Consider the following 25,584-nt stretch of genomic DNA (forward strand, 5'->3'; position numbering starts at 1 on the left):
CATAATGGAAAAGATATTAGAAGTTAATGACCTAGAGCTTTCCTTCCATACATTTGCTGGTGAAGTTAAAGCCATCCGTGGTGTTAACTTCGACTTGAAAAAAGGAGAAACACTTGCAATTGTAGGAGAGTCTGGTTCTGGTAAGTCAGTTACAACGAAGGCAATTATGCGTTTATTGCCTGAATCAAGTTCAGAATTTAAAAATGGTCAAATTTTATTCAATGGAAAAGATTTGACTAAGCTATCGGATAAAGAGATGCAAAAGATTCGAGGGAAAGATATTTCGATGATCTTCCAAGATCCAATGACTTCTTTAAATCCAACGATGACAATTGGTAACCAAATCATGGAACCAATTTTAAAGCACCAGAAGGTTAGTAAAACAGAAGCACGTAAAGTGGCAATTGATCTTTTACGCTTAGTAGGTATGCCTAAACCAGAAGCTCGTATTAAACAATATCCTCACCAATTCTCAGGTGGGCAACGTCAACGTATTGTAATCGCTATTGCTTTAGCATGTAATCCACAGATTCTTATAGCGGATGAGCCTACAACTGCTTTAGATGTAACAATACAAGCACAAATTTTAGAATTAATGAAGGATCTACAAAAGAAAATAGATACATCTATCATTTTCATTACACATGACCTTGGGGTTGTTGCTAATGTAGCAGATAGAGTCGCAGTAATGTATGGGGGAAAAATTGTAGAAATTGGAACTGTCGATGAAATATTCTACAACCCTCAGCATCCGTATACTTGGGGCTTACTGAGTTCGATGCCATCACTGGATACAGCAGAAGCAAAATTATATGCAATTCCGGGAACTCCTCCTGATTTATTGTATCCTCCAAAAGGCGATGCATTTGCTCTACGTAGTGATTATGCATTAAAAATAGATTTAGAAGAAGCACCGCCGTTCTTTAAGGTAAGTGATACGCATTCAGCAGCAACATGGTTGTTACATCCAGATGCACCAGAAGTAGAACCACCACTAGCAATTGTAGAACGTATGAAAAAGTTTCCAGGCAGTCGCTATTATGAAGGAACGGAAGGAGGTACTTACTGATGGCTGAAAAATTACTAGAAATTAAAAATCTTAAGCAGTATTTCAATCAAGGTAAGCCTAATGAAGTTCGCGCTGTAGATGATATCAGTTTTGATATTTACAAAGGGGAAACACTTGGACTAGTTGGAGAATCTGGTTGTGGTAAATCCACAACAGGTCGTACAATTATCCGTCTTTACGATGCAACAGATGGACAAGTAATTTATGATGGTATAAATGTACATGATAAAAAATCAAAAAAAGATTTAAAGTCATTTAACCGTAAAATGCAAATGATTTTCCAAGATCCGTATGCATCTTTGAATCCTCGTATGAAAGTACTGGATATTATTGCAGAAGGTCTAGATATTCATGGACTTGTTAAAAATGCAAAAGAACGCAAAGAACGTGTGGTTGAATTATTAGAAACAGTTGGTCTGAATCGTGAGCATGCAGATCGTTATGCACATGAATTTTCTGGTGGTCAACGTCAACGTCTAGGTATTGCGAGAGCATTAGCAGTTAACCCAGAATTCATCATTGCTGATGAGCCAATCTCTGCACTAGATGTTTCTATTCAAGCGCAAGTAGTAAATTTACTAAAAGAATTACAAGAAGAAAAAGGCTTAACTTATTTGTTCATTGCACATGATTTATCTATGGTTAAATACATTTCCGATCGTATTGGTGTAATGTATTTTGGAAAGCTAGTAGAACTAGCTCCTGCTGAGGACCTATACAATAATCCAATGCATCCATACACACAATCATTGTTGTCAGCAATACCACTTCCTGATCCAAATTATGAGCGTACTCGTGTACGTAAATCATATGATCCTGCCTCTCATAATTATCAAGATGGAGAAGAGATAGCGATGCGAGAAGTAACACCTGGGCATTTTGTATATTGTTCAGAAAAAGAGTTTGCAACTTTACAAGCTATTTCAAATTGATAAGTATAATAAATAACGACCATTCACCCAGAATGGTCGTTATTTATTGAAGAAAATATAAGATTTCTCTAACTAATTTATAGTGGAACCGTAAACATTAATCTCTGCTCTAGGTACTATCTAACTTATCCCGCTGGATAATGATTTATTAAAATGTGACTAAAAAATTATATACTGAAAAAGTTTAAAACAGGTATTTATGGGTACAGACAGAGTAAACTTAATAAACTCTAGTAATTTATCTTACTTTTGGACTAATGGCACTTTCTTTCATAGATTCAACTTGTTAGAATAGAGTGACTTATAGGAAAGGGATTTTTAAATATATGAAAAAACATCTAAGAATAATAGCCTCTGCATCGATTGCAATGACCGTATTATTGCCTGGAGCAGTTAGCGCAGAAACTAGTTTGTTTTCAAAAGATTTTTCAACTAAGGAGTATAGCTTTCAAGCAATAGACGAATCTCTTATTTCCTCTTCTAAATTATTTGTTTATGATTCTGGATTGACGTTCAATTATCCAGATGCTGTAAGAGGCGTATATGTTACCGGACATTCCGCAGGAGGAGAACGTTTTAATGATTTATTGAATTTAATGGATACTACAGATCTTAATGCCATGGTTATAGACATTAAAGATGATTTCGGTAATCTTACATACGTTCCAAAAGAGGATTCCCCTCTGACCAAATACGATATAGGTAAACCATACATAAAAGATCCAGAGACAATGTTGAAGAAAATGGAAGAAAAAGAAATCTACCCTATTGCTCGTGTCGTTATCTTCAAGGATACTGAGCTTGCAGAGAGCAAACCTGAATGGTCATTTGTAGAAGGTTCATCAGTTTGGAAAAATGGGCGGGGTGAAGCATTCGTTAATCCATTTATGAAAGAAGTATGGGATTATAATGTAGAAATTGCAATCGAAGCTGCTAAAATGGGCTTTAAAGAAATTCAATTTGACTATGTTCGTTTTCCTGAAGGATTTGAAAAAAGAGAAAATACTTTGAAATACTCTATGGGGGAGTATGAAACTTCCGAATTAGATTTGGTTCAACGTAGAGTTTCAGCGGTTACAGATTTTGTAGCTTATGCAAAAGAAAAGCTTAAACCATATGGTGCGCAATTATCAGTTGATATTTTCGGTTATTCAGCCACTTTACCAGAAGCCCCAGGAATTGGTCAAAATTTCAACAAAATTTCTGAAAATGTAGATGTTATTTCCTCTATGATTTACCCAAGTCATTGGACTTCTTATTTCGGAATTGCTAAACCAGATTTAGAACCATATAGATTAGTGCAGGAATATGCAAAAGTTGAAAATGCAAAACTAGCAGAGCTTGAAAATCCTCCAGTTTCTAGACCATGGCTACAAGATTTTACAGCTTCCTATTTGGGGGCAGGTAATTATCAACAATATGGTAAAGATGAAGTAGAGGCGCAGATTAAAGCGTTAAGTGAAGCTGGTATAAAAGAGTATTTGTTATGGAATGCAGGCAACAAATATTCTAAAGGGGTAAATTATACGCCTTAATGATAAGGTAAAACTAAAATGATTCAAGAAGTAGGATGAAATTTAATCCTACTTTTTTTTCTTTTTTGAAACCTTTTTACATTCTGAACGTACTATTAAGTATAACAGATATTTTCATTAAGTATCACTAATTGAGAATGCTATTTTTTATAATAGAAATGTTTAAGTTCTTTAAATGATGGGTATTAATTAATATGTACCTAAATTGGATTTATTAAATATAAGGAATTCTTAATAAGTAACACGAAATTGTGACAGTAATTTTTACAAGGTAAAATTTTCAGTAAAACGTATTTAAAATGAATTAAAAGTGGTGTATACTTAGAAAGTATATTACTACATTAAATTAATTATAATCTACCTTATATAACACAGACATTTGAAAGGAAGTGTTTTTTTAAAATGATGGTAACCTTATTCACTTCACCTAGTTGTACTTCTTGTAGAAAAGCAAAAGCTTGGTTAGAGGAACATGAGATAGCATATAAAGAACGTAATATTTTTTCTGAACCACTTAGTATAAGTGAAATAAAAGAAATCTTAAGAATGACCGAAGACGGAACAGATGAAATTATTTCAACACGTTCGAAAATATTTCAAAAGCTTAATGTGGATTTAGAAAGTCTTCCGTTACAACGTCTATACGAATTAATTCAGGAACATCCTGGATTGTTACGTAGACCAATTATTTTAGATGAAAAGCGTCTACAAGTTGGTTACAACGAAGATGAAATTCGTAGATTCTTACCTAGAAAAGTACGTGCTTATCAATTACTTGAAGCGCAGCGTCTAGTTAACTAGTATTATACTAAGCTAATTGTTTTTCAAAGTTCGTTTTGAAAAATAATTGGCTTTTCTTTTTTCCTTCTACTTGCATTCATTGCGAAAATTTTCTACAATGCATATAGTTTGGTTAATAATTTTAAAAGTGAAGCAGGAATCCTTTTCTTTTTTTCACAAACGACATACAATAGTAATAGACACTACACAATTGAGACGGTAAGAAGCGAAAGGAGATGTGTTAAATGGATATCGAGCGTATCAATGATAACACTTTCAAAGTATACATTTCATACATCGACATTGAAGAAAGAGGCTTCAGCCGAGATGAAATCTGGTTCAATAAGGATAAGAGCGAGCAGCTTTTTTGGGAAATGATGGATGAGGTTCATGATGATGATCATTTTGAGGAATTAGATGGTCCCTTATGGATTCAAGTTCATGCGATGGAAAAGGGTTTGGAAGTGATTGTCACAAGAACGGAAATAACAAAACAAGATGAGCGTATAGGGAGCAATTCGGATGTAGATGATATATCCAGTAAAATATTTAAAAATGGGGTATCAAGTTCAATTGGCACACATGAATTTGATGATTTTTCAAGTTATATGGATGAATTAGAAGAAATACCAATGGATTATACATTTGTTTTTGAAAGCTTCGAGGATGTAATTGGTCTTGCCAAAAAGTTAGATGAAGCAGACTTACAGACCTCTTTGTATTTTTATGAAGAAAAATACTATTTGCATATCATTTTTGATTTTGAAATAACAGAATTTGAATCAGTACTTAATATATTGAGTGTTGTTTCAGAGTTTGCAAATAATTCAAAAACGACTATTCATATTATTCAAGAGTATGGAAAACAGATAATTGCCAACGGAGTTCTAGATGAATTAAATAAGCATTTTTAAAACCTTCTATTTATAGAAGGTTTTTTTTTAGAACGAAAGTGTCCAGTAACCAATGGGTTCTCGACACCTTTAGAGTGAATAATACTCCTGACTTCTGTTTCAGCTGGATGCTTCATTCGGGTGTTGCCTCAGTCTCCTCGCTTCACAGTAAGATCTCCCTTAGCCATATTCTTCTGGTATCATTACCTTTCAATCAATAAAAATCTAGCAAAGCCTTTCAAAAAAATAAAAGAGTAATAGTATAGCAACGGTTCTGTTCAAAGTACTTCGAAATGCTTTATGATCTACTATTTTCTTATAAGGCATTTTAAAGGAGGTTGCATTATTGACTGAAAATTTGTATATTTATATATGGAGGTGATACTAATATTATCAGCAGTAACAGCAAATGGAGAAATTATCATACCAGCACAGTATCCAAGAATTTTTTTAGACAAATTGAAGACAAGCAAGAAATTCTCTTGTATACAATGTAATGAACAAGTCATATTAAAAAATGGTTTAATAAAAATACCGCACTTTGCCCATATTCGTAATATTTCTTGCACTACCGCTTTTTCAGAAGGGGAAAGCGAGGACCATTTAAATGGTAAATTACATTTATATGAGTTCTTTCAAAAGCACTCTTCACCAGTTCAACTAGAAGCCTATCTTCCTTCCCTTCATCAAAGACCTGATCTATATGTTCAAAGTGAACCTTACCCTTTTGCAATAGAATTTCAGTGTAGCCAAATCCCAATTAATGCAATTCAGCAGCGAACAGAAGGCTATATTGCTAAGCAAATAATCCCCATATGGATATTAAGAACACCTACAATGTCTGAATTCCCACTTCAAGAAATAGGGACTATGCAACTCTCCGCATATCGACAGCAGTTTTTTTACTCAACCCCTAATGGGAAAATAATAATCACCTATTGTCCTCAATCTAAAAACTTTCATTATATTTCAAATTTAATGCATATAAAGGCAAATAATTATATTGTAAAAGTAAAGAAACTTTCTTTGGAAAAGCAGTCTTGGCCATTCGCCATTATAAAAAGAAACTCATGGGAGGAATTTCAAAAGTACTTCAACGTATATATGCATCATCGATCTAAACAGATAGACAATCTGTTCTTTTTTAATAGAAAAGGAATACAATCTCCTTTTCTACAAATATGCTATAGATGGAGAATCCATCCTAAAAACCTTCCTATGTTTATAGGTATACCTACAAAGCATGCATCTATTTTTTCAGAGCATGCTGTCGAGTGGCAAATTCAATTTATCGACTATTTGTATAAACTCGACTTATCACTTCAGCAAGCAGATACCCGACATTGCGAATCATTTCTGTTTTATAGAAACAAACTAACTTCCAAACCTTTAGCTCAACATATAAAGGCGGTAGAATCTTATCTCTATCTATTGCAACGCTGTCTTATTTCATCAGATAATGTCATATATACTAGTAAAATAAATTACTCATCGATGACGCAGTTGTTATACAGTGAATTCCTTGCAAATTGATTAGAAAATTGAGAAAATAGTAAGTGATTCGAAATTCGAAACAATATGAGGGGGATACTAACTTGACTACAGATACAAAGAATAAAATCTTGACCCGTGATGAAGTAGCAGAAAATTTAACATGGAAATTAGAAGATATTTTTGCCTCTAATGATGAATGGGAAAGGGAATACAAAGAGGTTGCAAAATTGTCGGAGAAAGCATCTTCCTATCAAGGGACGATCGATAAAGGAGCAAACGCTTTATTGGAAGTGTTGACTTATCGTGATGAAATTACTTCGAGATTACGTAAACTATATACATTTGCACATATGCGTACAGACCAAGATACAGCTAATAGCACTTATCAGGCTATGGACAGCAGGATTAAATCATTGTATGTAAAAGTTTCAACAGAGTTATCCTTTTTAGTGCCAGAAATTCTTTCAGTAGATGAGTCTGTTATTGCAAATTATCTAGAAGAGAGTAATGATTTACAAATATACAGTCAACTACTTGAAGAAATCAATAAAGAACGCCCACATGTTCTCCCAAAAGAACAAGAAGCATTACTTGCACAATTCTCGGAGGTAGCTGGGGCATCATCTGATACATTCGGCAAATTAAATAATGCTGATTTAGAGTTCCCATCTATTAAAGATGAAGATGGCAATGAAGTACAACTAACACATGGCAGGTATTCACGTTTCTTGGAAAGTGAGGATCCACGTGTGCGTGAGGATGCATTTAAAGCAATGTATGATACGTATGGTAAATTCCGTAACACATTCGCTTCTACCCTAACAGGGAATATTAAAGGAGACAATGTCAACGCAAAAATTCGAAACTATGCTTCAGCGCGTGAGGCAGCGATGTCTAACAATCATATTCCCGAGAGTGTATATGATAACTTAGTTAATACAATCAATAAAAACGTCCATTTACTTCATCGATATGTAAGTCTACGTAAAAAAGTGTTAGGCTTAGATGAATTGCATATGTGGGATCTTTATACACCATTAGTAAAAGAACTGAATATGGAATACACATACGAAGAGGCTTGCGATGCGATGATTAAGAGCTTTGAACCTCTAGGTGAAGAGTATGTTTCTATCGTCAAGAAGGGACTTGAAAGTCGTTGGGTTGATGTAGTGGAAACGAAAGGTAAAAGATCTGGAGCTTATTCTTCAGGGACATATGGTACCAATCCGTATATTCTAATGAACTGGCAAAATAACGTAAACAACCTATTTACGCTAGCACATGAATTTGGACATAGTATTCATAGTTATTATACAAGAGCAAATCAGCCTTATGTTTATGGAGATTATTCCATCTTTGTGGCAGAGGTTGCCTCTACTTGCAATGAAGCATTATTGAACGATTATCTATTGAAAACAATTGACGATCCTAAGAAACGTATTTACCTGTTAAATCATTGGTTGGAAGGATTCCGTGGAACTGTTTTCCGTCAAACCATGTTTGCGGAATTTGAACATATTATTCATCAGTTAGATCAAAATGGTGAAGCTTTAACTGCTGACAAGCTAACAGAAGAATATTATAAGTTAAATCAAAAGTACTTTGGTGATGAAATTATTATCGATGAGCAAATTGGATTGGAATGGGCAAGAATTCCTCATTTCTATTACAACTACTATGTATACCAATATGCAACTGGTTTAAGTGCAGCAACTGCCCTTAGCAATCAAATACTAACAGAAGGTAAGCCGGCTGTTGACCGTTATATTAATGAGTTCCTAAAAGCAGGTTGTTCAGATTACCCAATCGAAGTATTGAAAAAAGCAGGAGTAGATATGAATACTGCCGATCCTATTGAGGAAGCATGTCGCGTATTTGAAGAAAAACTAAATGAGTTAGAACAATTACTTTTAACGAAATAAATGATAAAAGCCTGACGCTAAGTTAGGCTTTTATTAATTTGGAGTTATTAATACTATGTTCGAAGTTGAGTTCCAATCATATTCAAAAATTTAAAGGTAGGACGTCCTATGATGTATGGCGAATTTGTGAAAAGCGGCGCTAATATATTGTATTATATAAACCGACGTGGTAAAGTAAGAGTGTGAAATAAATCACAAGATAACATACACCCCTTTGTTTGAACGTGAACATTTCTCCCATCCCCTTTGTAATTGAAAATGCCCTTTCCTCGGTAGGAGGAAATGGGCATTTTCTGTTTTATCTAATTTAATTACTGTAAGAAAAGAATTCATTTTGATTACCATAATCAAAATGAATTCTTTTTTTTCTATACAATTTTAAAACTACAGATTGAATTGTTGTAATTTTAAAATATGACGGGAAAAGGATGAATTGATGAACAGAGGAGGCTAGTCCGGTATTAAGCAGAGAGGCTATTCGTATAATGCTCTTAGTAAAATAAGCCTGAAGTCCTGTAAATTAGATGAACTATGGCTGTTTATTAAATTTAAGAGAAATGTAAGAGCTTTTATTTATAATTATGATAACCAAATTAATACAAAAGTAATGTATGTTGAGGGTGGAAAAAATAAATGGATATAAAAAGAAGTATATTTTCCTATCTAGCTATAAATGTGGCTATTATATTAGTTCTAATTAGTGCATATTCGTTTATTGCATTTACTATACCAGCCAATGCAATAAGTTTAGAAAAAGACACTTTTTATGTATCTGAAAATGGAAATGATTCCAATGATGGGACAATAGATGCACCATGGAAAACAATTCAAAAAGCAGCAGATACACTGAACAATGGAGAAACTGTATATGTTCGGGGGGGAACATATTCAGAGTTTATTCACATTACAAACTCTGGTTCTAAAGAGGAAGGATTTATCTCTTTCAAAGCATTTCCAGGAGAACAACCAGTGCTAGATGGAAAAAATTTAGTATTAACAAGCGAAAACCGTGCATTATTTTTTATTGAAAATGCTAGTTACATTCTAATAGATGGTTTTGAAATCAGAAATTTAAGTACTTCGAATTCCGATAGATATCCTGCAGGGGTACTCGTTAAAGAAGGTAGCAGCAACATTCAACTCGTTAATAATAATGTACATCATATACAGAATAAATCATCAAAAGGAAATGCACATGGTATTTTATTTTACGCTAATTCAGCTTACTCCATGTCCAATATTGTAATAAAAAACAATGATATTCACCATTTAACTCTTGGGAATAGTGAGGCACTTACACTCAGTGGAAACTTGGATGGTTTCACTATTACTGAAAATACGATACATCACAACAATAATATTGGTATTGATGTAGCAGGGTTTTATGAAGCATGTACGATATCCAATTGTGTAGATCAAGTAAGAAATGGAACTATATCAAATAATAAAGTATATAACAACAGTTCTGGTAAAAATCCTGCGTATAATGGGAGCCACTCTGCAGGGGGGATATATGCGGATGGCTCAACAGATATTGTGATTGAAAAGAATTTAATTTATAACAATGATTTTGGAATAGAACTTGCTAGTGAAAATTATGGGAAAAATACAGCCTATGTAACTGTAAAAGATAATATTATTTACAATAACAATGGCGCTGGAATAATCATTGGTGGGTCAAGTAAGAGTAACGGAGGAGCTTATAAAAATATCATAATTAATAATATTCTTAGTTTTAATGATCAATTAAATGCAGGCTTTGGTGAAATAACAATTCAAGCGAATGCATCTAAGAATCAATTTATCAATAATACAATTTACAGTAAAAATAAAAACAAAACAATACAACAAAATGATAAGGAAGAGATTAGTAATTTATTTATAGGTAATCATATTTATTCATTTGAAAAACAACCTTCCTTGACAAAAATAATTATAAACAAGTTAAAGAAAATTCGATGAAATAATCAATAATTGGAATCTAGTAATATATGATGGGAAGGTTATGAGATGAGAGTATTAATTACTGGTGGATATGGTTTTATTGGTTCTCATGTGGCGGACAGGTACTACAAAGAAGGTTATGAAGTTTTCATAATCGATGATTTATCAACAGGAAATAGAGAAAATATAACATTTAAACACAAAGGTTATATACTTTCAGTTAAAGATCCAAAATGTGAGGAAATATTTAAGTCTTACCAATTTGATGTAGTTGTTCATTTAGCCGCTCAGGTAAGTGTCGCAATTTCGTTATTAAATCCTCGAGAAGATATAGAAACAAATGTAGTCGGACTAGTAAATATTTTAACACTTTCCCAAAGATATAAAGTGAAAAAATTCATTTTTGCTTCCTCCGCTGCTGTTTATGGTTTTAATGATCATCTTCCACTAAAAGAAGAAGAAATTAGTAAACCAATTTCCCCCTATGGAATTAGTAAGTGGATGGGAGAAGAGTACTGCCAAAAGTGGAGAGAATTACATGACTTCGAGAGCGTTTGTTTTCGATTTTCTAATGTATATGGACCAAGACAAAGTAATGTTGGAGAAGGAGGAGTCATATCCATCTACTTGGATAGAATTATTAATAACCAAGCACTAGATCTGTATGGAGATGGGGAGCAGACAAGAGATTTTATCTATGTAGAAGATGTCTCAGATGCTATTTTTAGAGCTTCTCATTCTACTATAGCAGGAATCTACAATCTTTCTACAAACACGGAAAATAGTATAAATAACATAATTGATAAGTTAAAGAACATTCATGGGGATATACGAACAAATAACTTATTAGCAAGAGAAGGAGATATTTATAAATCTGTTTTAAGTAACCAAAAAGTGATGGACGCACTTGATTGGAGTCCAATGTATGACATGGAAGCAGGTTTGGAACGCACGTATAGCTGGGCTCAAACGAAACAAGGTGAAAAAGAAAGCGCGGTAACTACTGTTCAAACAAAGAAAAAAATTCCGACTATCTATAAAAAAGTTCAACCCTATATTGAGAATTTGTTAGTTTTTTCAATTATTTCTTGGCTCACCTTAACGAACCAGGTAAGTATTTTAGATATGATGGGTATAGGAATTTTTTACATTATGGTGATCGGCGTTATATACGGAAATAGACAATCAATTATTGCAGTAGGACTATCTGTATGGTTACTTATTGTTGAAAAATTAATGGAGGGTAGGGAAATGGTTTCCTTATTGTATGATACTTCATTCTTTTTTCAATTAGCGTTATTTCTATTCGTTGGATTGGTAGTAGGCTACTCTACTCAACGAAAAAACAATATGCTTAGGGAGCAGAAGGCGAAAAGGGAAGAATTAGAGAACCGATATGAGTTTTTAAACGGAATTTATACGGAAATGAGAGAAGTAAAAGAAGAATTGCAATTACGTATGCTCAAAAGTGGAGATAGTTTTGGGAAAATCCATTCTATATTAAAAGAATTAGACGGTCTTGAGCCAGAAAAAGTATTTACTAAAACGGTTAACGTTGTGCAAACAATTATGAATGTAAAAAATGTCTCGATTTATATTTTAAATCAAAATAATACATTCCTAAGATTAATAGCGCATTCTAATGATTCTGAAATAAACCGAGTCAATTCCATAAAAGTGGAGGAGACAAAATACGTCGGCGGTATTTTAAGTAATGGAAAAGTTTTTGTTAATAAAGAACTTAATCCGAATATACCTTTAATGGCAGCGCCTATTTATCATCGTGATAGAATTGCAGCAATTATTACGATAAATGATCTCGACTTTGAGAGTTTTTCTCTTTATCATGAAAATTTATTTAAAGTAGTTTCAGAATTAGTGGAATCTGCTTTAGGAAGGGCATTTAGCTATATAGAAGCAACGGAAAGGGACCGCTACGTACCTAACACTACTATTTTGAAGAATAACATATTCGAGGAAATCTTAATTAGCAAAAAAGAAGCGAAAGAAAAGCACAACACTCCTTTCCTATTATTAGAGGGGGTATACGATGAGAAGTCGATTAGCGAATACTCTAGAGAAATCACGAGTCTACTCAGAGAAACGGATTATATCGGTCATAGTAAACACAATAATATACTTGTCCTTCTATCTAACACGACCAAACATGACGGGCAAACTGTATTATCACGATTTGAGAAAAAAGGGTTAAGATTGAAACTGGTAGAGGGAGAGATATAAAATGATGTACTTTTACATGACTTATATCGTTTTATCAGGGTTTTTACTATTACTGATATCCAACAAGAATTTTAAAGAGTGGCTATTAAAAATGATGATTGTAACGTTTTTACCGGTAATTGGGTGGACATTACCAATTGTAATTGCAAATAAATTCATAAAAAGTAAAGGAGAATTATTTGGCAGTTATATTAGTCAACAAGACGAGGACATATCATTAGAGATACTAGCAATTCAAGAAAAAATAGATAAAGAAAGAGAACTAGATATTGTTCCAATTGAAGATGCTTTAGTAGTAAGTAACTACTCTACTAGAAGGAAAGTAATGATTGATGTATTAAAAGAAGACACATTGCAATACATGGACATATTAAAAACTGCAGTGCTGAATGAAGATACGGAGACTTCTCATTATGCTGTTACTGCGGTGATGGAGATAAAGAGAAAACTATCTATATCTATGCAAGAGCTTTCGGTAAAGTTTGACCAAGATAAGGAAGATGCTCATTTATCACTTGCATATGCACTAGTGTTAAAGGCGTATATGAAAAGTGGCTTTCTAGATGAGCAGACCATTAAAAAATATAAATATATTTATATACATGTGTTAAGTCAACTTATTCGAAATGGTAACGAGAACGAGGAAACGTTTCAAGAAAAAATAGAAACTGAAATGGAAATGAATGAATATTCTGCCGCAGAAACTACTTGCTATGAGTATTTACGTAAATATTCTAATTCGGAAGATCCTTATATTTGTTTATTGAAATTATATTATACAACTAAATCTACAATAAAAATGCAAGGTACATTGGATGAACTGAAGAAATCGACCATTAAGCTTTCCAATCGAGCACTTACTATTGTTAGGTATTGGTCGGGGGGAATGGGACATGAGAGACAAAGGGAACTTCTCTAAAAAAATATACATCATTATTTTATTTATATTGCTGTTTGGTGTGTTATTACAGATTTCACGATCGCAATTCGTCTTGAAGTTTCAACAAAATCAAAACTTGGTTGAACAAAGAGATAAAATTCTAGCAGACATTTCCCATGACAATATCGTAGAGAAAAGTGGAGAAAACTACTGTATTTTATATAATTCATCGGATGAATATAGCGCAAAGTTGAAAGATAATGCGTACCACTCACTGCAATATATGAAAAAGAAATCAAACGAAGTGGATATAACGCAAGAAATGGTCAATTTATCGAACTGCCAAGTAGTTATACTGGCAACGGACAAGCTAAAAGATATTGGCAAGGCTGAGGAAATTGAGCAATTTGTATTCGAAGGGGGACATATCTTTTTTATGTCCGTCTTAGATATAGAGACAGATTATCAAATTTTATATCGCAAATTTGGTATCTCTTCTTTTGATAGTATTGTTGATGCTAAAGGAATGCATTTAACTTCCAATGTACTAATAGGAGAAAAGGAACTTTTTATAGACGAGGACTTTATCCATAACTCTGCTATAAGTGTGGATCTAGACGTTGAAACAGAGTTATTAGCGGAAAGTGCCAATAACATACCACTATTATGGAAAAGTGAATATGGAAAAGGAGCTTTTATGACGTTCAACGGAGAAATGCTGCAAGAAAAGATAAACCGCGGATTTTTTGCAGGGGCATTAAGTTTACTGGAACCAAACTTTATATACTCTATTTTCAATTTGAAAGTATTTTACATCGATGATTTTCCTTCTCCGATAGCAAAAGGGACTATCCCAGTTATTTACGAAGAATATAGAAGAGACATTGCTTCTTTTTACCAAGAAATATGGTGGCCGAATATGCTGGAAACTTCCAAAAAACACGACCTGAGATATACAGGTGCGATTATCGAATCATACAATGATCGAGTGCAACCCCCATTTAATAATACAGAAGATAAAGATAGCCATTACCTTATTTCCTTTGGTCGTGAGCTTATTAAAAGTGGAGGAGAACTGGGTTTTCATGGATATAACCATCAATCTCTCGTACTTGATAAAAATGTTGCAGCCGAATTTGGATATAAAGAATGGGATAAAAAAGAGGATATGTCTAAGTCTATAGAGGAACTTCTTATTTATACGAAGGACGCATTTCCTGGTTATACAGTTACTTCTTATGTACCACCTTCTAATGTTCTTTCTCCTGAAGGAAGGGAAGCGATGAAGAAGGCATGGTCGGACTTAACGGTGATTTCCTCATTGTATGGAGAGGATGAAACTGGACTAGCTTATGTTCAAGAATTTGAAATTGCAGAAGATGGGATTATTGAAATGCCTCGAGTTACCTCTGGTTATTTTGAAACAGAATATAATCGCTGGGCTGAAGCAAATACGATGACTGGAGTTGGTGTGTTTTCCCACTTTGTTCACCCTGATGATGTCATAAGCAGTGACAGAAGTAATAATATGGGGTGGGAAGAAAACTATAAGCTATACGACAAATACATGTCCCGTGTGCATAAGACATATCCTTGGGTTCGTGCTTTGCCTGCTACGGAAGCATCGCTAGATATGGCTACAAATCTTCATACTCAAGTAAGCTGGAAAAATAATGAAAACAGTATTGAAGGAAAGATATCTAACTATAAATCAAAAACATCCTATATCTTAAGATCAGAAAGAAAAATTGGACGATTACACAATTGTACGGTTAAGAAAATAGATGATAGTACTTACTTAGTAACTGCGAACGACTCTAAATTCAAAATAGAATTGGGGGGGAACTAGAATGAGAATCTGTTTGATAGCAGAAGGCTCATATCCTTATGTTACAGGTGGGGTATCTAGCTGGATTCATAGTCTAATCACAGAAATGCAAGAACATGAATTTATCGTGTATGCCATTGGAGCAGAAACAAAACAAAAAGGGAAATTCCGGTACGAATTGCCCCCGAACTTAGTAGAGGTTAAAGAAATCTTTTTGGATGAATATTTATTCGAAGAGAAACGATGGGGAAAACGGTATAACCTATCTACAAGTGAACGGAATAATCTCGTTTCACTTGTGAACGGGAGTAACGAGGTTAATTGGAAAGAACTATTTGATTTAATAAAAAGTAATAAGTTCGAAAATGTCGGAGAATTTTTGTCTAGTAAAGACTATTTTGACCTAGTGGAGTATTTAGGGAAAAATGAATACAGTCAAGTTCCTTTTACAGAACTATTCTGGACAGTAAATTCTATGATCTTACCCCTATTTTTAACCATTCGCCATGAAGTTCCAAAAGCGGATATATATCATTCTGTATCTACTGGGTATGCAGGAGTAGTAGGGGCACTTGCAAAGTGTTTATACGATAAGCCACTCCTATTAACGGAACATGGTATATATTCGCGCGAAAGAGAAGAAGAAATTATAAAGGCGGATTGGGTCAAAGGATATTTCAAAGATTTATGGATCAACTACTTCTATACATTATCCAATTCTATTTATGAGACTTCTGACAAAGTAATAACATTGTTCAATAGAAATAAAGAAATAGAAATAGAATTAGGGTGTCCAGAAGACAAAATCCTCATTATTCCAAATGGTGTGGATGTCATAAATTATAGTAATCTATTGAAAGCTCCTGACGATGGGATCATCCGAATAGGAGCCATCGTTCGAGTGGTGCCGATTAAGGACATTAAAACGATGATTCAAAGCTTTGCGCTAGTGGAAAGAGAAGTACCAAATGTTGAATTATTCATTATGGGGCCAGCCGATGAAGATGATGCTTACTATGAAGAGTGCATACAATTGGTGGATGCTTTAGGTGTAAGTAAGGTTACTTTTACTGGAATGGTACAGGTGAAAGAATATGTCGGTCAAATGGATATTCTGATGTTGACAAGTATTAGTGAAGGACAACCATTAGCAATCTTAGAGGGCTTGGCAAGCTCCAAACCTTTTGTATGTACAAATGTTGGTGGTTGTAGAGAATTGATCAATGGTAGTGGGGACGATGATTTTGGTAAGGCTGGTTTCATAGCACCGGTTATGCACTATGAGGAGATTGCAAATTACGTCATCAAATTATGCCAGGATGCAAACTTAAGAGAAAAAATGGGCGTAAACGGGTTTAATCGTGTAAAAAATAAATACAAACGAAGCGAATTTATTGCAGCTTACAGGAATTTGTATCAATCGGTAGGAGGGTAAATAGAATGGCTGGTATAGGTTTTGAACTACGAAAATTATATAGAGAAGAAGGAATTCTTCAAAATATGAAAGCTTATGCATATTCTTCCTTGACAACGATTGGTCCAATGATCTTATGTATAATTTTAGTGTTTGTCCAACAAAATATGATGTTAGCAAATGGCAGTAGATTTATAGAAAATGAATTATTCATCTCCACAATGACGTATTGTTTCATTTTTTCAATCGTTTTGACTTCAGGTCTTTCAATGGTTTTAACTAGATTCATCGCAGATATGATTTATCAAAAAAAATATGAAGAAATTATCTCCTCTTTTTATGGAGCGTTGATTACCATTTTGCCTATTGGAGGAATTATTACTGGTATTTTTCTATATGGAGTGGAAGAAAGTATAGGATATAAAATAGCTGCGTATTTGTTTTTTATAGAACTAATCATTATTTGGATTCAAGGAGTGTATTTATCAGCACTTAAAGATTATAAGCGGATCGTCCGGGGTTTTGCAATCGGGGTATTGGCCACTATTATTGTAAGCTATATCTTATTCCAATTTACAACATTTAGCGCAACAACAATCTCTTTAGTTGGAATGGATATTGGATTTGCAATTATTGTAGGTTCAGCAATGTATCATTTTGAACAAGTATTCCCACCAAATGAACAAAGGAACTACTTTTCATTTATGCGTTACTTTCAAAAATATCCTACTATCTTTTTTAGCGGTTTGTTTGTCTATGCAGGCGTATATGTCCATAACTTTGTTTACTGGTTTTTCTCAGATGATCATTTAATAGTTTCAGAGAAATTTAAACTGATGCCCTTTTATGATTTACCGGTCTTTTATGCGTATATTTCAGTGGTCCCTTCTCTTGTCATGTTTGTCGTAATAGTAGAAACAGATTTCTATGAACGTTTCTTAAACTATTATAAAAACGTAATAGATGGTGGCACATATAAAAGTATGAATATCGCAAAGAAAAAAATGCAAGATGTATTGTTGCATCGCATCGGTTTTTTAGTAGAAGTACAGCTTCTTTTTACAGCTTTATCTATAGCAATTGGTATTGTTTTTCTACCAAAATTCGGATTTTCGATGGAACAATTAGATTTGTTTATTTTATTATGTCTTGCGTATTTTTTCTTTATTATTATGTTTGTCATACTACATGCGCTAATGTATTTTGATGACCAGAAAGGCGTGTTAGTTATTAGTGCATTATTTTTTTGTTTAAATGGTATTTTAACTTATACCAGCATGAAGATAGGAATAAACGGACTTGGAATGTTCGTGGCGTCTTTCATAGTTTTAATACTAACAATTGGGAGATTAATATACGTCCTATCTAATATTGATTACTATACGTTCTGTTCGCAACCATTAAGCACACATAAGAAACAGAGAAAAACATATTTCTCATTCTCTAAAATTGTCACGACGCTAGCTATTATTGTCACCTCAAGCTTCATTTTGGTTGGTTGTTCACCGACAAAAGAAAGCATAGAGTATACCGAAAAAGTGGAGGAGAAGGCGGAAGTACAGGAAGAAAACAATGAAAAATTAGTGGAAGATAAAAGATTGTATGAACGTGATGAAGATGGTTCTATCAAGTCATTATATATTACAGTTTTACCTGATGATAAGGAACAACTAGATTGGTATTCTTTAAATCGTATAACGGACCGATATAGTGAAGAAAAAATGGATATTATTTTTGCGGAAGGTACAGAGGATGGTAAAGGGTCAAACGAAGGTATGTTTGGCAATGGTGCTGTGGATGCTAATGCGAAAATTAGTCTAAGAGGTAACACTTCCCGTTATGCTGCTCAAAAGTCATACAAGATTAAGTTGTTTGATACAGCTGGTTTGTGGCAAAATCAGCGGACTATTAATCTAAATAAACATATTGGTGATTTAAGCCGAGTTCGAAATAAGCTAAGTTTTGATTTGATGGAGAATATGTCTAATATGACAAGCCTGCGAACGCAATTTGTACATTTATATGTGAAAGACTTATCTGATGGGAAAACTGAAGCATTTCAAGATTATGGTTTGTATACCCAAGTAGAACAACCGAACGAAATGTTTTTAAAAAATCACTGGTTAGATCCAAGTGGTAACTTATACAAAGTCACTTTTTTTGAGTTTCAAAGATATCCAAATGAAATTAAATCGCAAACAGACCCAACATACGATAAAAAAATATTTGAAACGATTCTAGAGATAAAGGGAAGAGAAGAGCATGACAAGCTAATCTCAATGTTGGATGACGTCAACAATATGGCAATGCCGATTGAGGAAGTAATGGAAAAGCATTTTGATTTGGATAACTTTTTAACATGGACCGCAACGAATATTCTAATGGACAATATGGATACAGACGCCAACAACTTCTATCTATATTCACCGTTAAACTCCGATAAATGGTTCATCCTACCATGGGATTATGATGGAGCATGGGAATTACAGAGAAATGAGAATTCTATAAGGCCATACCAAGCTGGTTTAAGTAACTTTTGGGGAAACACGTTGCATAATCGTTATTTCCGAAATGAAAAAAATGTTCAACAACTAATCGACAAAGTGGAGGAACTATCTAAAACAATCAATTCGAAAACAGTCGAAGCACAGTTAAATCAATATGCTGATTTAGTAAAACCTTTCCTGTATAGGGAGCCAGATATTCAATACCTACCAGATTTGAATACTAATTTTGAAGCGGACTTACAGTTGTTGAAAGATACACCTGAAAGAGCAAAACAAAGGTTTTATGAAGATATTGAAAAGCCGAAACCATTTTACACAGACGATGTCGTCGTTACGGATACGGAGTTATTATTCTCTTGGCAAATTTCTTTTGATCTTCAACAAGAAGATCTTTTTTACACCGTGACTGTCGCTCGTGATCCATTATTCACAGAAATCTTAGAAGTAAAAAAAGATTTCCGCGAAAATGAATTTAAAATGAAAAAGCCGGAGAATGGTCAATATTACTGGAAAGTCACTGTAGTAGACAGTGAAGGAAACGAACAAACATCCTTTGATATGCATATTGATGAGGAAGGAAATGAGTACTTTGGAATAAGGGATTTTAAGGTGGAATAATATGAATTTACACGATAAAAGATTTAGACATGAGTTGAAATATTATTTGCATATATTTGACTACCTTTCACTTCGACAAAAGGTTTCATCTGTTCTAACAATAGATAAGAATTCACAAACGCATGAAGGATATGGCATACGTAGCTTGTATTTTGACGGAATACATAATCACTCTCTCTATGATAAAAACAATGGTGTGTTTAATAGGGAAAAGTACCGTATACGAATTTATAATGGAAGCGATCAAAAAATTAGTTTAGAGAGAAAAAGTAAGTTTGGAGATTTTATTTCGAAGGAATCAGCGCCAGTGACACGTGCTGAATACGATGCTATTTTAAAAGGAAATATAGATGTTTTATCTGGTAAGGATCAGCCTTTAATAAAAGAGTTTTATGCAGCTTTAAAGTATCGAAATTTTCTTCCTACCGTAATTGTAGACTATGTCCGGGAAGCTTATGTATATGAACTGGGAAATGTACGTATTACGTTTGATAAAAAAATGTCAGCAGGAGTTAATACGATTGATTTATTTGATCCAAACTTGATGCTAGAAGAGCCTCTCTTACCAGAGCAGACGATTTTAGAAGTCAAATTCGATCAATTCCTTCCAGATAATATACGTCAATTAGTGCAACCAGAAAGATTTGTTCGCTCTGCTATATCTAAGTACGTTATATGCAGAGAAGAGAATATAAAACATTTTAAATAATAGGTTCTTTTAAGGGGAATAAATATGAATGATACAATTAACTTTCAAGATGTGATAAAAAAAAGTGTACTTCATCTGGAAGCATTTCGAAGCGTCTCCTATATTGATATATTTTTAGGGTTAGCATGTTCATTTGCAATTGGCATGTTCATTTATTTTGTCTATAAAAGATATTTTCGTGGAGTTGTTTACAGTTACAATTACAATGTTTCTTTCGTATTAATGACGATGATCACAACATTAATCATCATGACGATAAGTACAAATATTATTTTATCACTAGGGATGGTCGGAGCACTGAGTATTGTCCGATTTAGAACTGCGGTAAAAGACCCATTAGATATCGTATACATGTTTTGGGCAATAGCGGCAGGAATCGCAACGGGTGCCAAAATGTATCCATTAGCAATGATAGGTTCATTGGCTTTTGGCTTGACGCTAGCATGGCTTTCTAAAAAGAAAAGTAAACACCAAGCCTATTTATTGGTTATCAGACATACAGAAGAGGCAACTGATGACCTAAGAGTGCAATTAAGAAAACTTGATACAAAACTTAAATCGAAGTCAATCAGAAATAGCTTCACGGAATTAACTGTAGAAATTAGCTTACGTGACGACAATACTGCATTTATGAAAACAATTGATAACATAAAGGGAATAGAATCATGCTCTTTAGTTAACTATACTGGCGACTATGCACAATAAAAGTCCTTAGCCGGAGGTCTTTAAATTGAATGTCCAGAGATCTGTATAATGTGGATCAAACAGTCGTAGCGAATTTTCTTTTTTTGGACTAGCTTTTGGTAGAAGACAAATATACCCTATAAGAAGGACTTTTTTCAAAGTGTCTATCTTAGAAGGTACATTTTACTTTTAGTCCGGTTTTTCATAAAAGGTAGCAAAGAATATAAAAATGTTCCGTAAACACTGGGTTCGTGGGACTTTATTAAAGGGATAGTATAGCTGATTTCCGTTTCAGGTGGACGCGTTCCGCAGGGTGAGCGATGAACCATCACCGCCACTTCGGGTACGTTGTGATGTTTCATTTGTCTCACTGATCCTGCTAGAGTTGTCACCTTCCACTACAATTCATTAGTGTGTAGTACTTCCTATAAGAGGTAGCAGAGCTAATCGCTTAGATGATAAGATTGGTCGAGTTTTAGAGAGTTATAAATTATTTGTAATATAAATTGAGACTAATATAAAACAACAGCCTATCTTTCAATCAGATAGGCTGTTGTTTATTTATTTTAATCGCCATAACACGGTTGTGTTTGGTAAGAGAAGTCTTTCAACTTTTTGTAATAATAGTAGTTTTTTAAGTTCACGGTCAGCTAATTGATCGGAAATATTATAATAGCTTGCAATTTCATTTGTGGTTAAAGAATGGAATCGATCAAAAAGTTTTTCCAGTGATGGAGGATCTTGAATTTCTGGCTTTTCATATAGCATTTCTTGCAGGATTTGTACATATATCTCATAAGGATAATTTCCAGCTACTTTTATACCTTCATCTTCGATATTTTCATTAAAGAATACAATACTTGGAAAAGAGTCCACTTCCATTTCACATGTAATGGATAGGTCGCTTTGAAAGGACCTAGCACATTCATTGGAAAGAAAGTCACGAGTAAATTCATCTACATCAAGATTAACTTCTTTTGCTATCTCCTGTAATACAGAAAAGGATGTGACGTTTTTAGTGTTCAAAAACAGATACTCTTGTATTTTTATGAAAAATCGTAAAGCAGCTTTCTTTCCTTGAAATTCTGCAGCTTTCACAGCTATTGAAGGAAAAACAGAGTGTTCAATTTGGGAAATATTATAAGAATCATTACCCAAATTGGAACTTGGGAAGTTACACATTATATTTAACTTATTTAATTGAGTACTAAGAACAGTGCGTACAGTAAAATACTGTCCATACTCTACTTGCAATTTCCGAAGGGTAGGTTGCATATCCCAACAAGTCGGACATAACGGGTCCAAAAACACATACATTTCAAGCGGCTTGTTTACTAATGGGGATGTGAACGTCTCGGACGGAATTTGTATTCTTGTCACATTTCTTCCTCCTCATGACTCATTTGATTGACCATGTGGTTAGCTGTAAGCTCTAGACGTCTATAAAATGTATCGCGAACCTTGCCTTCTAAACCTACTTTATCCATTGCATCTCTCATGCAGGAGAGCCAAGCTTGCGCGCGTTTTGGCGTAATAGGAAATGGATTATGGCGCATCTTCATCATCGGATGTCCGTGTTCTTCTGTATATAAATTAGGTCCACCTAAATATTGAGTTAAAAATTGTTTTTGTTTTCTAGCTGTTTCCGATAAATCGTCTGGAAAAATCGGTATAAGCAGCGGATGCTTTGCTACATTGCCATAAAACGTATCGACAAGCTGATGTAATTTCTCTGCTCCGATTTCATCGTAAGGAAGTATTGGCTTCTGTGTCATTTTCTTACTCCTTTGCTCTAGCACTATACTTATTCTATCAACGAAACCCAAATATCTCAAACAATTAGATTATCTCATAGAAAAGCAAAAGATGGAATGTAGTAAAAAATGGATAAATTACGCGTTCCGCAAGTAAATTGTACTTAAAAGCAAGTAAGCAAGTTATGAGCGCAATTATGTTAAAAAGTAACGCAAGTAAATCCTATGACAGAGCAAGTAATACACCTACCAGCGCAAGTAAATAGCTTTTTAAGATAAAAAAAACGAGTATACCTACAAGAAAAGCAAAAGCATCTTTTTGGGGCACTCTAATGGCATTTGTTTGCCTAAGCTACTTCTTTTCTTTACAGGCAAATAACTTACTATTTTACTTTATTTCCGATAGTAGAAAACATGAACTACTTTTTTCATCTTTTAGAGGTGGCAACTCCCGCGGAAAGGGTCCACCTGTTTCTAAATCTCTACGCTAGTTTCGAATCATGAAGTGCGTTGAAACGGAAATTATAGTTTTTTTCGTTTTTAAAATTCCGCGACCCCATTGATCGCAGGACATTTTTATATACTTTCTAATCTTTTAAAAAAACAACCTATTAAATTTAATAGGTTGTTGTTACTCGGGCTATGCTTGGAAGTGATTCATTACTTTTTGAACGTAATTTTGTGTTTCTTTATATGGTGGGATACCATCGTATTTTTTTACGGCTCCCGGTCCTGCATTATATGCTGCTAGGGCCGTTTCGATATTTCCGTCAAATTGAGAGAGCATTTGGCTGATATATTTGGCTCCACCCATTATGTTTTGTTCAGGATCTAACGTATTAGTAACACCTAAATACTTAGCGGTACCTGGCATTAATTGCATTAGCCCTGAAGCTCCAGCAGAACTAGTAGCTGCTGGGTTAAAATTAGACTCTTGTTTAATGATGGATGAAATAAGTTTTTCTGGAACATTGTAAGTTGCTGCGGCTTTCTTAATTATTTCATCATAATCTGTCCTATTATTTGTAGAAGTGGATGAATAAGAAGAAATGACATCTGCTAAACTACTCTGCCCAGAATATATATTAGATGGTACAAATACAGGGGAGTCACCACTATATAGTAAAGAAGTTAAATCTTCAGTTGACTGATCTCCTGTATTAGATTGTAGCACTTGTCCTAACATATCTGAGAACATGGATGAAGTGGAAGTGTTATTTTGTGAACTCTGTACACTTCCTAGTGATTGCATTGCATTTATCTCCATTAAAACTTTTAGGGATTGAATATCCAAAGGGATCAACCTTTCAACTTGTTGTTATATTTCACAAGGCGAGCAATTTTTTTGTCAGTGTGTCGAATGGGGATATTGTGTGAATCTAGCAAATCAAGAAACACTTTTTCTCCATATTTTACATCACTACTCTCATATTCTACCTCAAAATCCTCTGTTTGACTATAAATGGAATGATCTAAAAAAAGAATTCCATTTTCAAAAGGTACTTGGACACGATTTGTTTGCAAGGTTCCAATACATATTAATGGAGAATCAAGATTAAACTGCTCCAAAAAGGGAATAGAAGGAAAAGAGGTTTTGGTAATGATTGCATCTCTTTCTTGGTCAGATATATGTACTGTATTCTCTTCCATTACATGTTCTTCTATCGGTCGTTTAAGTGTAAGCTCATTTTGGTTACTTAAAACACGCAAGCGAAAACCCATCCTATTGTTCTTAAAAAAGTTATCTTGCGTATCAAAATAATAATTCGTTTGTGAACGAAAGTCCTTATCGTCTACCTGAAAATACGATATAAATAGCTCAAATTCTTGTTTTGTTAATAAATTTTTAAATTCTATTTCTTTTTCGGTTTGCATAATACACGACCTTTCCTATTATTTCTATTATATGCGCTTTTCAACTAGTTTCAATATGTTAAAATAGTGGAAGAATGGACAGAAAGGAACGATTATTTTGCCTATTACTTATAATGTGCATAGTGGTATTCAATTAGAAAATGATATACGATTTACACTAGAGGTGTTTCCTAATAATCCTAATATAAAAGCGGCTGGTCAAATGATTACTGATTCGGATTCAAATGCTTTTATCTACCTATTAGAAGATGAGACTGAGTATCATTATTTAAAGTTTGGTCAGGAAGTTTGGCCATTGCTCGTAAATACCTTAAAAGCAGTAGAAGATCCTTCGTTGCAAATCGGTGAAAAAGAGCTGACTCTACTTGGCTTTAAAGAAGAACTAAATATGCTTATTTTCAATATTGAAGGTAACGACAATTACGGTGCTGATTTTTCCCGAGCTGTGGAAGAAGCATTTAGCGAAATTTTAAAAGCATAGTACTTAGTTCAAGGGAAGTGGAGG

Annotated in this window: 20 protein-coding genes; 16 read left to right on the forward strand and 4 right to left on the reverse strand. The window is 33.9% G+C overall.

All coding sequences use genetic code 11. From position 1 onward, the window contains the following. Nucleotides 1–4 precede the first annotated feature (4 nt). The 15 genes from MKY29_RS05705 to MKY29_RS05775 all read left to right on the forward strand — a co-directional run bounded on the left by MKY29_RS05705 (nucleotide 5) and on the right by MKY29_RS05775 (nucleotide 21,471). Nucleotides 5–1,069, forward strand: a complete 1,065-nt coding sequence (locus MKY29_RS05705) for an ABC transporter ATP-binding protein (RefSeq protein WP_241596259.1) — start codon at nucleotides 5–7, stop codon at nucleotides 1,067–1,069. Then, nucleotides 1,069–2,001 carry an ABC transporter ATP-binding protein gene (locus tag MKY29_RS05710; RefSeq protein ID WP_241596256.1) on the forward strand — a complete coding sequence of 311 codons (933 nt, stop codon included), beginning with the start codon at nucleotides 1,069–1,071 and terminating at the stop codon, nucleotides 1,999–2,001. Before MKY29_RS05705 ends, MKY29_RS05710 begins: the two co-directional genes overlap by 1 nt. A 326-nt stretch (nucleotides 2,002–2,327) precedes the next feature. Continuing rightward, a complete protein-coding gene (locus MKY29_RS05715) occupies nucleotides 2,328–3,536 on the forward strand; it encodes a putative glycoside hydrolase (RefSeq protein WP_090563213.1) in 1,209 nt (402 codons plus the stop codon). Nucleotides 3,537–3,941: 405 nt separating this feature from the next. Further along, complete coding sequence (gene spxA, locus MKY29_RS05720) at nucleotides 3,942–4,337, forward strand: transcriptional regulator SpxA (RefSeq protein WP_175453953.1); 396 nt, start codon at nucleotides 3,942–3,944, stop codon at nucleotides 4,335–4,337. Between the two features lie 224 nt (nucleotides 4,338–4,561). After that, nucleotides 4,562–5,230 (forward strand): adaptor protein MecA, encoded by a 669-nt coding sequence (gene mecA, locus MKY29_RS05725; protein WP_241596251.1) that lies wholly within the window; start codon nucleotides 4,562–4,564, stop codon nucleotides 5,228–5,230. A 351-nt stretch (nucleotides 5,231–5,581) separates the two neighbouring features. Continuing rightward, on the forward strand, nucleotides 5,582–6,742 hold the full coding sequence (locus MKY29_RS05730; RefSeq protein WP_340879287.1) for a competence protein CoiA: 1,161 nt from the start codon (nucleotides 5,582–5,584) through the stop codon (nucleotides 6,740–6,742). Nucleotides 6,743–6,804: 62 nt separating this feature from the next. Next, nucleotides 6,805–8,625: an oligoendopeptidase F gene (gene pepF, locus MKY29_RS05735; RefSeq protein ID WP_340879288.1), complete on the forward strand. Its 1,821-nt coding sequence runs from the start codon at nucleotides 6,805–6,807 to the stop codon at nucleotides 8,623–8,625. A gap of 633 nt (nucleotides 8,626–9,258) precedes the next feature. After that, on the forward strand, nucleotides 9,259–10,587 hold the full coding sequence (locus MKY29_RS05740) for a right-handed parallel beta-helix repeat-containing protein (RefSeq protein ID WP_340879289.1): 1,329 nt from the start codon (nucleotides 9,259–9,261) through the stop codon (nucleotides 10,585–10,587). A 48-nt stretch (nucleotides 10,588–10,635) separates the two neighbouring features. Continuing rightward, nucleotides 10,636–12,810, forward strand: coding sequence for an NAD-dependent epimerase/dehydratase family protein (locus MKY29_RS05745; RefSeq protein WP_340879290.1), 2,175 nt, complete (start codon nucleotides 10,636–10,638; stop codon nucleotides 12,808–12,810). A gap of 1 nt (nucleotide 12,811) precedes the next feature. After that, a complete protein-coding gene (locus tag MKY29_RS05750; RefSeq protein ID WP_340879291.1) occupies nucleotides 12,812–13,729 on the forward strand; it encodes a hypothetical protein in 918 nt (305 codons plus the stop codon). Continuing rightward, on the forward strand, nucleotides 13,704–15,539 hold the full coding sequence (locus MKY29_RS05755; RefSeq protein ID WP_340879292.1) for a DUF2194 domain-containing protein: 1,836 nt from the start codon (nucleotides 13,704–13,706) through the stop codon (nucleotides 15,537–15,539). Before MKY29_RS05750 ends, MKY29_RS05755 begins: the two co-directional genes overlap by 26 nt. A 1-nt stretch (nucleotide 15,540) precedes the next feature. Beyond that, nucleotides 15,541–16,953, forward strand: coding sequence for a GT4 family glycosyltransferase PelF (gene pelF / locus MKY29_RS05760; RefSeq protein WP_340879293.1), 1,413 nt, complete (start codon nucleotides 15,541–15,543; stop codon nucleotides 16,951–16,953). 5 nt (nucleotides 16,954–16,958) lie between these two features. Continuing rightward, on the forward strand, nucleotides 16,959–20,057 hold the full coding sequence (pelG, locus tag MKY29_RS05765; RefSeq protein WP_340879294.1) for an exopolysaccharide Pel transporter PelG: 3,099 nt from the start codon (nucleotides 16,959–16,961) through the stop codon (nucleotides 20,055–20,057). A 1-nt stretch (nucleotide 20,058) separates the two neighbouring features. Continuing rightward, nucleotides 20,059–20,766, forward strand: coding sequence for a polyphosphate polymerase domain-containing protein (locus MKY29_RS05770; RefSeq protein ID WP_093494293.1), 708 nt, complete (start codon nucleotides 20,059–20,061; stop codon nucleotides 20,764–20,766). Between the two features lie 24 nt (nucleotides 20,767–20,790). Continuing rightward, nucleotides 20,791–21,471 (forward strand): DUF4956 domain-containing protein, encoded by a 681-nt coding sequence (locus MKY29_RS05775; protein WP_241596222.1) that lies wholly within the window; start codon nucleotides 20,791–20,793, stop codon nucleotides 21,469–21,471. A gap of 540 nt (nucleotides 21,472–22,011) precedes the next feature. On the opposite strand, the gene MKY29_RS05780 is transcribed toward MKY29_RS05775, so the two are convergent. The 4 genes from MKY29_RS05780 to MKY29_RS05795 all read right to left on the reverse strand — a co-directional run bounded on the left by MKY29_RS05780 (nucleotide 22,012) and on the right by MKY29_RS05795 (nucleotide 25,079). After that, complete coding sequence (locus MKY29_RS05780; protein ID WP_241596219.1) at nucleotides 22,012–22,830, reverse strand: ClpXP adapter SpxH family protein; 819 nt, start codon at nucleotides 22,828–22,830, stop codon at nucleotides 22,012–22,014. Beyond that, complete coding sequence (locus MKY29_RS05785) at nucleotides 22,827–23,225, reverse strand: globin domain-containing protein (RefSeq protein ID WP_090563181.1); 399 nt, start codon at nucleotides 23,223–23,225, stop codon at nucleotides 22,827–22,829. Before MKY29_RS05785 ends, MKY29_RS05780 begins: the two co-directional genes overlap by 4 nt. 619 nt (nucleotides 23,226–23,844) lie before the next feature. Next, the gene (locus tag MKY29_RS05790) at nucleotides 23,845–24,498 is read right to left on the reverse strand and encodes a lytic transglycosylase domain-containing protein (RefSeq protein ID WP_093494296.1); all 654 of its coding nucleotides are present in this window, start codon (nucleotides 24,496–24,498) and stop codon (nucleotides 23,845–23,847) included. Nucleotides 24,499–24,503: 5 nt separating this feature from the next. After that, entirely contained in the window at nucleotides 24,504–25,079 is a 576-nt protein-coding gene (locus MKY29_RS05795; RefSeq protein ID WP_340879295.1) for a CYTH domain-containing protein, read from the reverse strand. A gap of 97 nt (nucleotides 25,080–25,176) precedes the next feature. Between MKY29_RS05795 and MKY29_RS05800 the strand changes: the two genes are divergently transcribed. Further along, the gene (locus tag MKY29_RS05800) at nucleotides 25,177–25,560 is read left to right on the forward strand and encodes a UPF0738 family protein (protein WP_093494298.1); all 384 of its coding nucleotides are present in this window, start codon (nucleotides 25,177–25,179) and stop codon (nucleotides 25,558–25,560) included. Nucleotides 25,561–25,584: the final 24 nt, after the last annotated feature.

The sequence above is a fragment of the Psychrobacillus sp. FSL K6-2365 genome (assembly GCF_038003165.1).
GTDB classification, from domain to species: domain Bacteria; phylum Bacillota; class Bacilli; order Bacillales_A; family Planococcaceae; genus Psychrobacillus; species Psychrobacillus psychrodurans.